This is a genomic window from Streptomyces sp. NPDC058291, from assembly GCF_042880855.1.
Lineage (GTDB): Bacteria > Actinomycetota > Actinomycetes > Streptomycetales > Streptomycetaceae > Streptomyces.
This window is the reverse complement of sequence record NZ_JBHVYK010000018.1, coordinates 12,681-26,873: the sequence shown is the minus strand read 5'-3', so window position 1 is coordinate 26,873 and position 14,193 is coordinate 12,681. Positions and strand designations below refer to the sequence as shown.

At 72.8% G+C, this 14,193-nt stretch carries 10 protein-coding genes and 1 pseudogene; 5 read left to right on the top strand and 6 right to left on the bottom strand.

Going from position 1 to position 14,193, the window contains the following annotated elements:
• Positions 1-179: 179 nt before the first annotated feature.
• Both ACFVYK_RS12005 and ACFVYK_RS12000 read right to left on the bottom strand, forming a co-directional pair.
• Complete coding sequence (locus ACFVYK_RS12005) at positions 180-1,637, bottom strand: alkaline phosphatase PhoX (RefSeq protein WP_389771916.1); 1,458 nt, start codon at positions 1,635-1,637, stop codon at positions 180-182.
• 161 nt (positions 1,638-1,798) lie between these two features.
• Positions 1,799-3,226: a hypothetical protein gene (locus ACFVYK_RS12000; protein ID WP_389771914.1), complete on the bottom strand. Its 1,428-nt coding sequence runs from the start codon at positions 3,224-3,226 to the stop codon at positions 1,799-1,801.
• Positions 3,227-3,601: 375 nt separating this feature from the next.
• Here ACFVYK_RS12000 and ACFVYK_RS11995 point away from each other — a divergent pair, with 375 nt between their 5' ends.
• On the top strand, positions 3,602-5,428 hold the full coding sequence (locus ACFVYK_RS11995; protein WP_389771912.1) for an endonuclease/exonuclease/phosphatase family protein: 1,827 nt from the start codon (positions 3,602-3,604) through the stop codon (positions 5,426-5,428).
• A gap of 255 nt (positions 5,429-5,683) precedes the next feature.
• Here ACFVYK_RS11995 and ACFVYK_RS11990 read toward each other — a convergent pair whose 3' ends face one another.
• Positions 5,684-6,217 carry a DUF3618 domain-containing protein gene (locus ACFVYK_RS11990; protein WP_389771909.1) on the bottom strand — a complete coding sequence of 178 codons (534 nt, stop codon included), beginning with the start codon at positions 6,215-6,217 and terminating at the stop codon, positions 5,684-5,686.
• Positions 6,214-6,633, bottom strand: a complete 420-nt coding sequence (locus ACFVYK_RS11985; protein WP_389771907.1) for a phage holin family protein — start codon at positions 6,631-6,633, stop codon at positions 6,214-6,216. Before ACFVYK_RS11985 ends, ACFVYK_RS11990 begins: the two co-directional genes overlap by 4 nt.
• A 190-nt stretch (positions 6,634-6,823) precedes the next feature.
• Between ACFVYK_RS11985 and dapA the strand changes: the two genes are divergently transcribed.
• The 3 genes from dapA to ACFVYK_RS11970 all read left to right on the top strand — a co-directional run bounded on the left by dapA (position 6,824) and on the right by ACFVYK_RS11970 (position 11,254).
• The gene (dapA, locus tag ACFVYK_RS11980; protein WP_389771904.1) at positions 6,824-7,780 is read left to right on the top strand and encodes a 4-hydroxy-tetrahydrodipicolinate synthase; all 957 of its coding nucleotides are present in this window, start codon (positions 6,824-6,826) and stop codon (positions 7,778-7,780) included.
• 359 nt (positions 7,781-8,139) lie between these two features.
• On the top strand, positions 8,140-10,308 hold the full coding sequence (gene helR / locus ACFVYK_RS11975) for an RNA polymerase recycling motor ATPase HelR (protein WP_389771901.1): 2,169 nt from the start codon (positions 8,140-8,142) through the stop codon (positions 10,306-10,308).
• 202 nt (positions 10,309-10,510) lie between these two features.
• Entirely contained in the window at positions 10,511-11,254 is a 744-nt protein-coding gene (locus tag ACFVYK_RS11970) for an alpha/beta hydrolase (protein WP_389771899.1), read from the top strand.
• Between the two features lie 292 nt (positions 11,255-11,546).
• Here ACFVYK_RS11970 and dapD read toward each other — a convergent pair whose 3' ends face one another.
• A complete protein-coding gene (gene dapD, locus ACFVYK_RS11965) occupies positions 11,547-12,536 on the bottom strand; it encodes a 2,3,4,5-tetrahydropyridine-2,6-dicarboxylate N-succinyltransferase (RefSeq protein ID WP_389771896.1) in 990 nt (329 codons plus the stop codon).
• Positions 12,537-12,935: 399 nt separating this feature from the next.
• A pseudogene (locus ACFVYK_RS11960) lies at positions 12,936-13,073 on the bottom strand (SMR family transporter); the annotation flags it as partial.
• A 165-nt stretch (positions 13,074-13,238) separates the two neighbouring features.
• Between ACFVYK_RS11960 and ACFVYK_RS11955 the strand changes: the two are divergent.
• Positions 13,239-14,093, top strand: coding sequence for an AbfB domain-containing protein (locus tag ACFVYK_RS11955; protein WP_389771894.1), 855 nt, complete (start codon positions 13,239-13,241; stop codon positions 14,091-14,093).
• Positions 14,094-14,193 lie beyond the last annotated feature (100 nt).

The window sequence follows — 14,193 nt, the reverse complement described above, 5'->3', positions numbered from 1 at the left end:
GCGGAACCGACAAGGTGCTCTGACCCCTGAGCTACACCGGCGCGTGGTGCCGATGGCGGGATTCGAACCCGCGGCCGCCCCATTATCAGTGGAAGTAGGTCCTGCCTTCGCACCTGGACGTGCATCACTTTAGGAGGGCGGCCGCGGATCGGGCGAGCGAATTAATCACCGCTCATTGCTCACCGCTTCTGGCGCTTCCAGGGGCCGGTGATCGCCAGCATGATTCCCGGCGTCTGGATGTTGGCGAAGAGGGTGTGGCCGTCGGGCGAGAAGGTGACGCCGGTGAACTCGCTGTACTCGGGGTCGTCCGCGGTGCCGATGTTGAGCTCGTTGCGGGCGATGGGGTAGGTGCGGCCGCTGTCGGTGGCGCCGAAGAGGTGCTGGACGCCCTCGCCGTCCTCGGCGATGACGAGGCCGCCGTAGGGGGAGACGGTGATGTTGTCGGGGCCGTCGAAGGCGCCGTCGGCGGACGGGTCCGGGTTCACCCCGAGCAGCACCTTCAGCGTCAGCGTGCGGCGCTTGGGGTCGTAGAACCAGACGGCGCCGTCGTGCTGGACGGGGCTCTCGTCACGGGCGTAGGAGGAGACGATGTACGCGCCGCCGTCGGCCCACCACATGCCCTCCAGCTTGCGGGCGCGGGTGACCTGGCCGGCCGTGAACTGCTTGCGGACGGACACCGACCTGGCGTCGCGGTCGGGGACGTCGACCCAGTCGACGCCGTACACGGTGCCGGTCCTCGTGGCGCGGGACAGGTCGTCGACGAACTTGCCGCCGGAGTCGAAGCACTTGAAGGCCTGCAGGACGCCGGCGTCGTCGGCGAGGGTGCGCAGCCTGCCCCGGCCGTGGCGGAAGCCGGCCGGCGGGGTCCAGCGGAAGAGCAGGCCGTTGGGGCCCGAGGCGTCCTCAGTGAGGTACGCGTGCCCGTGCCGGGGGTCGATGACGACCGCCTCGTGGGCGTACCGGCCGAACGCCTTGATCGGCTCGGGGTGGCGGTTGGCGCGGCGGTCCTCGGGGTCGACCTCGAAGATGTAGCCGTGGTCCTTGGTCATGCCGTTCTGGCCGGCCTTGTCCTCGGTCTCCTCGCCGGAGAGCCAGGTGCCCCAGGGGGTGACGCCGCCCGCGCAGTTGGTGGAGGTCCCGGCGATGCCCACCCACTCGGCGACCTGGCCGCCGGGGCGCACCTCGACGACCGTGCAGCCCCCGGCGGCGGCCGGGTCGTAGACGTGGTCCTCGGTGAGCGGCACGGGGTACGGCCAGCCGGAGCGCGGGCCCTTCAGCTCGTGGTTGTTGACGAGCAGGGTCGCGCCGCGCGGGCCGCGGAAGGCGGCGGTGCCGTCGTGGTTGGACGGGGTGATCTCGCCGGACTCCAGCTTGGTCCGGCCGCTGTGGGTGATGACGCGGTACCGGAAGCCGGCGGGCAGCGCGAGGAGGCCGGCCGGGTCGGGCAGCAGCGGTCCGTAGCCGACTCCGTGGTGCCCGGGGGCCGCCGACCCGCGCGAGGCGTCCGCGGGGTCCTCGGCGTCCGTGGCGGCGAGGGCGTGGGGCGCGGAGGCGAGGGCGCCTACGCTGCCCGCCAGCGCGATCCCGGCGCCGGTGACCGCGGATCGCCTGGTGAAATCCCTGCGGGTGAGCGACATGGTGTCTCCTGAGACGGTGGTAGTGCCGTGGAGGGTGGCGGACTCCGGTTTCGGCGACACCGTCCCGTCCATGCCTGAACGGGAGTTGAACGGGGGGCGGCTGCCGGGGACCTGCTTGTGTGAACCCGTGCGGATACCGTCGGCAGGCCCCCGGGAGCGGATCAGCCGCTCCGCTGCGAGCGCGCCTTGAAGGCGGCCTTGCGGGCCTCCTTGGCGATGCGCTTGTCGGGGTGCAGGCGCCCCATCGCCTCCAGGACGTCCGCGGTGGCCGGGTGGTCGACGCGCCAGGCCGCCGCGAAGAAGCCGCTGTGCTGCTGGGCCAGTCCTTCGACGAGGGCCTGGAGCTCCTCGGAGTTGCCCTCGGCGGCGAGCTGGGCGGCCAGGGTGTCGACGGTGAGCCAGAACACGAGGTCCTCGGAGGGGGCGGGCACGTCGGTCGCGCCGAGCTCGCTCAGCCAGACCCGGGCGAGTCCGCCGAGTTCGGGGTCGTCGAGCACCTCGCGCACGGCCGCTTCGGCCTGGCCTCCGACGAGGGAGAGGGCCTGCTGGCAGCGCAGTCGGCGCAGCGGCGCGCCGGGGTCCGAGCCGCGGGCGGCGGCCAGCAGCTCCCGTGCGGCGGCGAGGGGTTCGCGCCGGGCCAGCCACTGTTCGGTCTCGGCGAGGGCGGCGCGGGGGCCGTAGCCCGCGCCGGCGTCCAGGAGGGCGTCGGCGCCCTTGTCGGCGAGGTCGCCGACGGCCGGGGCGTGGAAGCCGGCCTCCTGCAGGCGGGCCCGCAGCCCGTACACGCCGAGCGGGGTCAGGCGGACCATGCCGTAGCGGGAGACGTCGGTGTCGTCGACCGGGGCGGCGGGCTCCTCGTCGGGGTCCGCCATCAGGGCCTCGTCGACGGGCGTGTAGGCGACGACGCCGATCGGCTCCAGCAGGCGGAACTGGTCGTCCAGGCGCATCATCGCGTTGGACACCTGCTCCAGGACGTCGTTGGTGGGCTCTTCCATGTCACCCGGGACGATCATGGAGGCGGCGAGTGCGGGCAGCGGGACGGGGCCGTCGGCGGGGCCGTCCTCGCCGGCGGTGAGCAGGTAGAGGTTGCCGAGCACGCCGTCGAGGAACTCGGCCTCGGCCTCGGGGTTCCAGTCGAGCCGGGAGAAGTCGACCCGGCCGCCCTCGTCCATCGCCTCCATCAGCTCGTCGAGGTCGGGGACGGCCGCCACGGCGAGCACGGTCTCCAGGGCGGCGAGCCAGACGGCGAGGACGTCGTGCGGGGCGCCGCCGGTGAGCAGGGCCAGGTCCTCGCCGGCCGTGACCGTGCCGGCCTCCTCGTCGACGGCCTCCACGAGTCCGGCGTCCACGGCGATCCGCCAGGCCTCGCTCGCGTGGGCGGCGGCGTCCTCCCCGGTCAGGCCGAGCGCCTCGGCGGCCGCCCCCAGTTGCTCCTCGACGAGTCCGCCGCCCGCGTCGACGCGGGTGTCGGGGCCGGCCCAGCGGGCGAGCAGGGCGGCCCGGGAGAGCAAGGGCGTGGACAGGGCGTCGCGCGCCAGCTCCGCTTCGGGGTGCAGCCGCACCGGCGGCAGGGGGGAGCTGTCTGACATCGGCTGGTTCTCCTAGGGCCTGTCGTTTGGATCACCCCGCAGACGCGCATCGACAAGCCCCGCCGACGCCCTGCGGCCTGATGCGAACGACAGGCCCTGGGGCGCGTGGTGCCGCCGGCCCGCTGGGGCCACTGGGCCACTCAGCCTAGACGGATATGGGCCCATGCCGCCCGGTTCATCTCCCCGTCGGCCCGCGTACATGGCTGAAACCTTGACAAGTGGCCTGAGCAGGCAGGAGATTGACGCGCGTAGAAATCCACTGGACAGCTGTTCACTGTATTTCTACGCGCGTCGCGCACCGCTCGCCGGTCGCGGCCCCCCGTTCCGTGCTCCACCCTCGTCCCGGCGCTCACGTACGTCCCCGGAGGGATTCCGTTGCCGAGCAAGAAGTCCGCGCGTCTCGCCGCGCTCACCGTCGCCGCCGCCTGTTCCGCGGCCTCCACCGTCGCCCTCGGCGCACCCGCGCAGGCGGACACGGTGGCCATTCACGACATCCAGGGCACGACCCGGATATCGCCGTACGCCGGCCAGGCGGTCACCGGTGTGGCCGGAATCGTCACCGGGGTGCGCGCCTACGGCTCGTCCAAGGGGATCTGGATCCAGGACCCGAACCCGGACGCCGACCCCGCCACCAGTGAGGGCGTCTTCGTCTTCACCGGCTCCGCCCCGAAGGCCGCCGTCGGCGACTCCGTCACGGTCTCCGGCACGGTGTCGGAGTACGTGCCCGGCGGCGCGGCGTCCGGCAACCAGTCGGTCACCGAGATCACCAAGCCCACGGTGACGGTCCTGTCGAGCGGCAACGCGGTCCCGGCCGCGACCGTCGTGGACGCGAGGTCGGTCCCGGCCGCGTACGCCCCGGCCGGCGACGCCGCCGCGGCCAACTCCGTCAACGGTCTGCCCCTGCGGCCCGGCACGTACGCCCTGGACCACTACGAGTCCCTGGAGGGCATGATCGTGCGGGTCGCCGACGCGCGCGTCGTCACGGCCACCGACCCGTACAGCGAACTGTGGGTCACGGTGAAGCCGCGCGAGAACGCCACCCGCCGAGGCGGCACGCTCTACGGCTCCTACGCGTCGCAGAACACCGGCCGGCTGCAGATCCAGTCGCTGGGCGCGACGGCCGACTTCCCCCTCGCGAACGTCGGCGACACCCTCGCCGGCGTCACCGAAGGCCCCCTGGACTACAACCAGTTCGGCGGCTACACGCTCGTCGCAGGCCGGCTCGGCACGCTGAAGAGCGGCGACCTGCAGCGGGAGACGACGCAGAAGCAGAGGCGGGGCGAGCTCGCGGTCGCGACGTACAACGTCGAGAACCTCGACCCGTCCGACGCCACCTTCGAGGCGCACGCCGCCGCGATCGTGAACAACCTGAAGTCGCCCGACATCGTGTCCCTGGAGGAGATCCAGGACGACACCGGCGCGAAGGACGACGGCACGGTCACCGCCGGCGCGACGGTGCGCAAGCTGATCGACGCGATCGTCGCGGCCGGCGGCCCGACGTACGACTGGCGCTCCATCGACCCGGTCAACGACCAGGACGGCGGCGAGCCGGGCGGCAACATCCGCCAGGTGTTCCTCTTCAACCCGGAGCGGGTGTCCTTCACGGACCGCGCGGGCGGCGACTCCACCACCGCGGTGGGGGTGGCCAAGGTGCACGGCAAGGCCCAGCTGACGGCCTCCCCCGGCCGCGTCGCGCCGGGCGACGACGCCTGGAAGTCCAGCCGCAAGCCGCTGGCCGGCGAGTTCGTCTTCCGCGGCAGGACGGTCTTCGTCATCGCCAACCACCTCAACTCCAAGGGCGGCGACCAGGGTCTGACCTCGCAGTACCAGCCCGTGGCGCGCAGCTCGGAGACCCAGCGCCACGCGCAGGCGACGCTGGTCAACGCGTTCGTCAACAGCATCCTGGACGTCCAGAAGAACGCGGACGTCATCGCGCTCGGCGACATGAACGACTTCGAGTTCTCCGGCACCGCCAAGATCCTCGAAGGCGACGGCGAGCTGTGGTCGGCGATCAAGTCGCTGCCGAAGAGCGAGCGTTACACCTACGACTACCAGGGCAACCAGCAGGTCCTGGACCAGATCCTGGTGAGCCCGTCGATCCGGCGGTCCTGCGACTTCGCCTACGACAGCGTGCACATCAACTCGGAGTTCCACGACCAGATCAGCGACCACGACCCGCAGGTGCTGCGCTTCGAGCCGTGAGCCGTGAACACCGCCGGACCAGGGCCGGTCGGCCATACCGTTCCGCCGGCCCTGCCGGGCGGCCTCGCACTCCTTGACGTCCGCTCGGCCTGAGTCGTCGGCGCGACGTCGGAGAAGAGGACCGAGGCCCGGCCCCCCTTTCGCCAGGGGTGCCGGGCCTCGATGCGTACGCGCGATGCGTACCTACGGTGCGTGTGTCGGTGCGAGGCATACGTGCGAGGCGCCCTCGGCCGCGAGGTCCCGAAGAAGGCCAGGTCAGCGCTTCGCCCTGCTTCTCCCCCTCGCTCCGGCCACCACCAGGGCCACCGCGGCGACGCCCACGATCGCCACCGGCCACGGGTGCCGCAACGCGAGCCGCACGGGTGCGCGGACCGGGGCGGGGGCGGATCCCTCGGCGGCGCGTCGCGCCTCCGACGCCTTGCCCCGCAGGCCCTCGCGGGCCACGACCGCCCGGTCCTGCGCGGTGTGCCCGGCGCGCACGGCCGTCTCCTGGACGGTGTGACCCGCCCGGCTCGCCCGCTCCTGCGTGACATGGCCTGCGCGGCTCGCCCGCTCCTGAACCGTGTGGCCGGCGCGGTTCGCACGTTCCTGCAGGTGGCGCCCCGCCTCGGCGGCCGTGCTGCGCAACTGCACGGTCATCGCGCCGGCCCGGTCCCTCAGGTCGGCGGCACGAGCCCGGGCGCGTCCGCGCACATCGGCCTTGGCCGCCAACTCCTCGACGGTCTCTCCCAGTTGATGCCTGGTCTGCTCGATCTGGCGACGCAGGTCCGCCGCCCCGCTGTCCGTCATCGGTGCGCCCTTTCCTTGATCTCCTCGACGTCGGCCTTCACGCTGCCGAGGGTCTCCTCGGGGGTCGCGGGCGCGGCCCGGCGCAGTTGGGCGCGGCCGGCCAGGCCCAGCACGGCCGCGATGACGAAGAGCACCGCCGTCACCACGAGCGCCGCCGCCCAGACGGGCAGCACCAGCGAGAGAGCGGCCACGGCCGTGCCGGCGAGGGCGAGCAGACCGGCGTACCCGAACGCGCCGGCGGCGCCGAGCAGGCCGCCGCCGCGACCCGCGCGCCGCCCTTTCTCGGCGAACTCCTCCTTGGCCAGGGCCAGTTCCTGTCGTACGAGTCGTGAGAGCTGTTCGGTGGCCTGGCCGACGAGTTCGCCGACCGTGTGATGCCCGTCCTGGACGGGTCGGACGTCCGTGGTGCCGGTCACGATGCTCCGCCTCCTCTCGGTCTCCGGAGACTTTCGGGTACCCCGGCCGGTCCGCCCTACCCCTGCGGCGGACCGGCCGCGCGAGGGCGGCCGGACCGGCGGACGCGGTGACCATTTCGCAGCAGACCTTATCGATATCTCGTAGAAGAATTAAGTAGAGCTTCACTGTCGATCGGCCGAGACTACTCCCATGACGACAGCCACCCCGCCCTTCCCGCCCTCCCCACCCGGCGCGCCGACGCCCGCTCCGCCCGACGCCCGGGACCGTGCGGCGGTCTTCGGCCGCGCCCTCTGCGCGATGGTCACGCCCTTCACCCGATCCGGCGCGCTCGACCTCGACGGCGCACAGCGACTGGCCGACCGGCTGGTGTCCGCGGGCTGCGACGGACTGGTGCTCTCGGGCACCACGGGAGAGTCGCCGACCACGTCGGACGCCGAGAAGGCGGAACTGGTGACGGCGGTGCGGGAGGCGGTCGGCGACCGGGCGTCGATCGTGGCCGGGGTCGGCACCTCGGACACCCGCCACACCGTCGCCCTCGCGCGGGCCGCCGAGCAGGCGGGGGCGGACGGAGCGCTGGTGGTCAGCCCGTACTACAGCAGACCCCCGCAGGACGCCGTGGAGGCGCATCTCCGGGAGGTCGCCGACGCGTCCGGGCTGCCGGTGATGCTGTACGACATCCCCGGCCGCACCGGCACCCGGATCGAGCCGGACACGGTGCTCCGGCTCGCCGAACACCCCCGGATCGTCGCGGTGAAGGACTGCTCCTACGACTTCCTCGGCGCGCAGAAGGTGCTCGCGCAGACCGAGCTGGCCTACTACGCGGGCTGCGACGAGCACAACCTCGCGCTGTACGCGGTGGGTGCGGCGGGCTATGTCAGCACGGTCGCGAACGTGGTTCCGGAGCGGCTGCGGGCCGTCCTGGACGCCTTCGACGCCGGGGACACCGCCGGGGCCGCCCGACAGCAGCGACGCGCCACCGAGCTGGTGGAGGCGATGATGGCGAAGGGCCTGCCCGGAGCCGTCACCGCCAAGGCCCTGCTGGGGGACCTGGGCCTGCCCTCCGGCCCGGTCCGCGCACCGCTGCGGCCCGCCGACCGGAAGACGGTCGTGGAGCTGCGCGCGGTCCACGATCGCCTGGCGGCCTGACCGGTCGGGGGTCACCGCGCCTGGAGATCGAAACGACGTCCGGAGAGGAACACCGTCCCGAAAGGAACACCGTCCCGAGAGGAAACAACGAAGGCAAGGAGTCACCCACTCCTTGCCACTCTCAACGTACAGCGCACCGGGGGGCTTGCGGCAAGGCCCCCTTCATGGCGCAGAATCTCCGGCCCGGGCCGGTGTCCGGCGGACGGACGACCGCACGCCCGCCCTCACGGCCCGCCCCCTCCCCCGCCCCCACCGGCGACCCGCGGGCGAACGCCGGCACCCGAGAGCATGAGAATGGGTGTACCCGGGCGGCACGGACCGACCGCGGTCGCAAGCGATCTCATATCGGAGCTGATGACGTGACCCCCCTGACCACCGGGGCCTTCGACCTTCCCGACCGCCTCTCCCACAAGGCCGACCCGAAGCTGATCGCCGGCGACGAACGGCACTTCGCGGCCGTCGCGGAGTGTCTGGAGCAGTCGATCGCCGAGGTGTCCGAGCGCCTCGACGCCGCGCGCAGGGCGCCCGGCGGGCTCGGCCGGGGGGCGATGGACCGCGACACGGAGATCCACCGGCTGACCGCCCGGCTGCGCACGCTGCGCCGCTTCGGCCTGGACCTGTGCCTCGGGCACATGGTCGGCGCCGACGACGGCGAGCCCGTGTACGTCGGACGGCTCGGACTGACCGACAGCACGGGCCGGCGGCTGCTCCTCGACTGGCGCTCCCCCGCCGCCGAGCCGTTCTTCGGAGCCACCCACGCCCGTCCCATGGGCCTGGCCAGCCGCCGCCGGTACCGCTGGACCCGGGGCCGGATCACCGACTACTGGGACGAGGTGTTCACCGCGGAGGGGTTCGAGGGGCACGCGGCGCTCGACGACCAGTCCGCGTTCATCGCCAGTCTGGGCGGCAACCGGTCGGCCCGGATGCGGGACGTGCTCGGCACCATCCAGGCCGACCAGGACGCCGTCATCCGGGCGAGCTCACGCGGCGCCCTGGTCGTCGACGGCGGGCCGGGCACGGGCAAGACCGTCGTCGCGCTGCACCGTTCCGCCTACCTGCTCTACTCCGATCCCCGCCTCGGCCACCGCCGGGGAGGCGTGCTGTTCGTCGGCCCGCACCGGCCCTACCTGGCCTACGTCGCCGACGTGCTGCCCAGCCTCGGCGAGGAGGGCGTGCAGACGTGCACCCTGCGGGACCTCGTCGCCGAGGGAGCCGAGGCGGCGGCCGAGGCCGACCCGCGGGTGGCCCGTCTGAAGTCGTCCGCGGGTCTGGTGCGCGCGATCGAGAAGGCCGTGGCGTTCTACGAGGAGCCGCCCGCCGAGGGGATGACGGTCACCACCCACTGGTCCGACATCGCGCTGAGCGCCGACGACTGGGCCGTCGCGTTCGAGGCCGCGGAACCGGGCGCCCCGCACAACGAGGCGCGCGAACACGTCTGGGAGGAACTGCTCACGATTCTGATGGACAAGCACGACGGCGACGCCCCGCCCGCCCTGCTGCGCAAGTCGCTGCTGCAGAACAGGGAGCTGGCCGCGGCCTTCAACCGGGCGTGGCCGCTGCTCGAAGCGGCCGACCTCGTCGGGGACCTGTGGACGGTGCCCGCCTACCTGCGGATGTGCGCCCCCTGGCTCGGGCCGGACGAGGTGTCGCTGCTGCAGCGCTCGCAGGCGCAGGCCTGGACGGTGTCCGACCTGCCGCTCCTGGACGCGGCACGGCAGCGGCTCGGCGACCCGGCGGCGGCCCGGCGCGCCCGCCGGCACAAGGCCGTCCTGGCCGCCCAGCGCGAGCGCATGGACCAGGTCGTGGACAACCTGATCCGGGCCGTGGCCGACTCCGGCGCCGACGGGGACGACGGCGAGGGCCTGGTGAAGATGCTGAGCGGCGAGGACGCCAAGGTCAGTCTCGTCGACGACGCCGAACTGCCCGTCGCCGACCCGGATCTGCTGGCCGGTCCGTTCGCGCACATCGTCGTCGACGAGGCGCAGGAACTGACGGACGCGGAGTGGCAGATGCTGCTGCTGCGCTGCCCCTCCCGCAGCTTCACCATCGTGGGGGACCGCGCCCAGGCCCGGCACGGCTTCACCGAGTCGTGGCGGGAACGGCTGGAACGGGTCGGATTCGACCGGATCAGCCTGGCCTCGCTGAGCATCAACTACCGCACGCCGCGGGAGATCATGGCCGAGGCCGAGCCGGTCATCCGGGCGGTGCTCCCGGACGCCAACGTGCCGACCTCGATCCGCGGCGGCGGCGGCCCGGTCGTGCGCGGATCCGTCGCCCAGCTGCACTCGATCCTCGACGCCTGGCTCGCCGAGCATGCGGACGGGACCGCGTGCGTGATCGGCGATCCCACGTTCCGCGCCACGTCCCGCGTCCGTTCGCTGACCCCCGAACTGTCCAAGGGGCTCGAGTTCGACCTCGTCGTCCTCGTCGACCCGGAGAAGTACGGCGAGGGCGTCCAGGGAGCGGTCGACCACTATGTCGCCATGACCCGTGCCACCCGGCAACTGATCGTCCTGACGTCCTCCTGACCGGCCCGCGGGGGCCGCGGAGCCCGAGGGGAAACCCGTTGGCGGACCGGGGCGGCCCCTGCTACTTTGCGGAGGCCGTGCGAGAGACGAGGAGGTGGTACCCGTGAACGCAGTATCGACATGGGTGCTCCCCTCCGGGGTCACGGTCGGGCGACAGGTCGCCCGGGAGCGCCGTTCCTGAGCACTCCCGAAAGGCACGACCATGCAGTTCGTTTCCGAACAACGCCTCGACGACGGCGTCCTCGAACGCCCGTTCACCCTCGGCGAGATCCCCGGCGTCCTGTGGACGCCTGGGACCGCATCCGCGTCGGCGCCGGCGCCGGCGCCGCTGATCCTGCTCGGCCACCCCGGCGGCCTCGCCAGGATGTACCCCCGGCTCGTGGGCCGAGCCCGGCAGTGCGCGGCGGACGGCTACGCCGCGGCCACCATCGAGCTGCCCGGGAGCGGTGACCGGCCCCGTTCCCCCGCCGCCGAGCAGGCCCGCGCCGACCTGCGCCGGGCGCTGCAGGCCGGCGAGCCGGTCGGCGAGGAGATCGTCGACCGACTGATCCTCCCGCTGGTCGACAGGGCGGTCCCGGAATGGCAGGCCACCCTGGACGCCCTCCTGTCGCTGCCCGAGATCGGCGGCCCGGTCGGGTACTCGGGGGGAGTGATCTCCATCGGCATCCGGCTGGCGGTGGTCGAGCCGCGCATCGCGGCCGCCGTGCTGTTCGCCGGGAGTTTCGTGCCGCGCACGATGTTCGAGGAGGCCCGCCAGGTCACCGTTCCGCTGCACGTCCTGCTGCAGTGGGACGACGAGGGGAACGACCGTCAGGCGGCCCTGGACCTGTTCGACGCGTTCGGCGCGAAGGAGAAGACGCTGCACGCCAACATGGGCGGCCACACCGGTGTTCCGCAGCACGCGGGCGAGGCCGCGGCCCGGTTCTTCACCCGGCACCTGAGCTAGGGCCTGCCGTTTGGATCAGTCCGCGGACGTGGGGCTCGGCACGCCCATCTGCGGCGTCGTCGTCGGTCGCCGAAGATCCGCCTCGAGTCCCTCCTCCGCCTGGCGTCTGCACGCACCGAGCCCCGCTCACGGCGGGGCCCAGGCACCGTCGCACTCCTGCGGCCTGATCCGAACGGCAGCCCCGGCCGCCGGCCTCCGCGGACAACGCGGGAGCGCCCTCCCCGGCCGTCCTCGGACCGGGAAGGGCGCTCGACGCGGACCGCCGACATCCCGTGACGACGGCCGCCGTTGATCAGTTGTGGCTGTGCAGGATCTCGTTCAGGCCGCCCCAGACCGCGTTGTTCGGGCGGGCCTCGACCGCGCCGGTGACCGAGTTGCGGCGGAAGAGAATGTTAGACGCCCCGGACAGCTCGCGGGCCTTGACGATCTGGCCGTCGGGCATCGTGACGCGGGTGCCCGCGGTGACGTACAGACCGGCCTCGACGACGCACTCGTCGCCGAGGGCGATGCCGACGCCCGCCTCGGCGCCGACGAGACAGCGCTCGCCGATGGAGATGATCACGCTGCCGCCGCCGGACAGCGTGCCCATGGTGGACGCGCCGCCGCCGATGTCCGAGCCGTCGCCCACGACGACGCCCGCGGAGATGCGGCCCTCGACCATCGAGGTGCCGAGCGTGCCGGCGTTGAAGTTGACGAAGCCCTCGTGCATGACGGTCGTGCCCTCGGCGAGGTGCGCGCCGAGGCGGACCCGGTCGGCGTCGGCGATGCGGACGCCCTTGGGGGCGACGTAGTCCGTCATGCGCGGGAACTTGTCGATGGAGGTGACCTGGAGGTGCAGGCCCTCGGCGCGGGCGTTCAGCCGGACCTTCTCGACGTCGTCGACCGCGACCGGGCCGAGCGAGGTCCAGGCGACGTTGGCGAGGTGGCCGAACATGCCGTCCAGGCTCTGCCCGTGCGGCTTGACCAGGCGGTGGGACAGGAGGTGCAGGCGCAGGTAGACGTCGTGCGCGTCGAGGGGCTTGTCGTCCAGCGAGGCGATGACCGTACGGACCGCGACGACCTCGACGCCACGGCGGGCGTCCGGACCGATGGCGGCGGCCGCGCCCTCGCCGAGCAGCTCCACGGCCCGCTCGGCGGACAGGCGCTCGGTGCCGGACGGGCCCGGCTCCGCGAGCAGCGCGGGGGCGGGGAACCAGGTGTCGAGAACGGTGCCGTCGGCGGCGATCGTGGCGAGGCCGCCGGCCACGGCGCCGGTGGTGCGAGGAGCAGTCGTGTCGGTCATGAGGGCAACCTAACCGGCGGGGGCCCGCGGAGGCCAACCCGCACAGCGGTGTCTCAGGTGGCGGTCCGGCCGGCCGGGGCGGAACGCGGCATGAGCCGGCGCAGGGCCTGCCTGGCGTACTCCTCGTCGTAGGGCGCGCCCGTCAGCAGGACCTGCGGGCGGATGCCGTCCATCAGCGCCACCAGGGCGCGTGCGGTGAGCGGGTCCGTGCGGCGGGCGAGCAGGGCGGCGGGCGAGCAGGGCGGCGACGTCCTCGGCCCACTCGGCGGCGACGGGACGCAGGGCCGGGCGGCGCAGCGCCGCGAGGTAGGGCTCGTACTCCGGCTCGACGCCGGTGCGGTCGCCGGCGAGTCACTCGCCGGGCAGTCCGGCCAGTTCGGCGGGCAGGTCGGCGTCCGCGTAGCCGACGGTCGTCAGGAGCGAGGGCCAGAGCCTGCTGAAGCCGTCGCTCTGTTGCATGACGGTGGTCGCGGCGACCTCGGCGGCGCCGGCGACCGCGCCGGCGAGCGTCAGGATCCCATGTGTACGAGCGGACACATCGATGCGTACAGCCGTACAGGACAAGGGGATTCGAAAGCGTTATGGAAAGCGCTCGCTCAAACGGATGAACACGAACCACCGGTTCCACTACTGTTTCATCGTTCACACACCGGGCCATCGCAGCCGCGGCCGCCATCAGGGGCGCCGCTGGAGGACCAGCGCATGCCAAGAATCAAGTCCCGGCCGTCCCAGGACGAACCCTGGGAGAACGGCTGGGCCCCGGACAGCTCCCGGGCCCCCGGAACACGACGCCTGTGGCTGGCGGGCGGTCTCGCCGTGGCCACCATCGTGACCTGCGTGACCGCAATCGCCTTGAACGACAGGCCGGTCGACCAGAAGTCGAACGCCCGTCAGGGACAGACGCTGGCGGACGACAAGACGGAAGGCGGCGGTCTGATCTCCTTCGCCACGCCCTCCGCCGGCGCCTCGTCGGCGACCCCGGACCACGAGAGCGGGTCCCCGTCCGCCTCGCCGTCGACCTCGGCCTCGCCCTCGGTCTCGTCCTCGCCCGAGCCGCAGGGCAGTTCGTCGCCGCACGCCTCGGCCGGCGCCTCCGCGCCCTCGCCGACGAAGAAGCCCGCCGACCCGGGGCCGGCCGCCTACCGGCGATCGGTCGAGGCGGTCAACTACCCCGACCGGTACTGGCATGTGAGCGGCGGTCTGGTGAAACTGGACGCGCCGCGCGGCTCGGAGTCCCGCGAGGACTCCACCTTCGACGTCGTCAGGGGGCTGGCCGACGGCTCCTGCTACTCGTTCGCGACGCACGACGGCGACTACCTGCGCCACCGCGACTTCGTCCTGCGCGCCGAACGCAACGACGGCTCCGCGCTGTTCAAGCAGGACGCCACCTTCTGCCCCGGCTACTCGGGGTATTCGGGCGCGGTGCTGCTGCAGTCGGTGAACTACCCCAACTACGCGCTGCGGCACAAGAACTTCCAGCTGCGCCTGGACCCGTACGGCTACAACACGTCCAACCGGCAGGACTTCATGTTCCGCCTCGTCGACGGCCTCGGCTGAGCGACCGGAACCGCAGACAGGTGTGGCCCCCGCCACAGCCCGGGCCCCCCCACTCAAGTAAAACGCATAAAAGGGACCAGGAACTTATTAAAAAAACACC

Coding starts and splice junctions, on each gene's coding strand:
- ACFVYK_RS11955 (WP_389771894.1), top strand. CDS start 13,239: ATGCCAAGAATCAAGTCCCGGCCGTCCCAGGACGAACCCTGGGAGAAC.
- ACFVYK_RS12005 (WP_389771916.1), bottom strand. CDS start 1,637: ATGTCGCTCACCCGCAGGGATTTCACCAGGCGATCCGCGGTCACCGGC.
- ACFVYK_RS12000 (WP_389771914.1), bottom strand. CDS start 3,226: ATGTCAGACAGCTCCCCCCTGCCGCCGGTGCGGCTGCACCCCGAAGCG.
- ACFVYK_RS11970 (WP_389771899.1), top strand. CDS start 10,511: ATGCAGTTCGTTTCCGAACAACGCCTCGACGACGGCGTCCTCGAACGC.
- dapA (WP_389771904.1), top strand. CDS start 6,824: ATGACGACAGCCACCCCGCCCTTCCCGCCCTCCCCACCCGGCGCGCCG.
- ACFVYK_RS11990 (WP_389771909.1), bottom strand. CDS start 6,217: ATGACGGACAGCGGGGCGGCGGACCTGCGTCGCCAGATCGAGCAGACC.
- dapD (WP_389771896.1), bottom strand. CDS start 12,536: ATGACCGACACGACTGCTCCTCGCACCACCGGCGCCGTGGCCGGCGGC.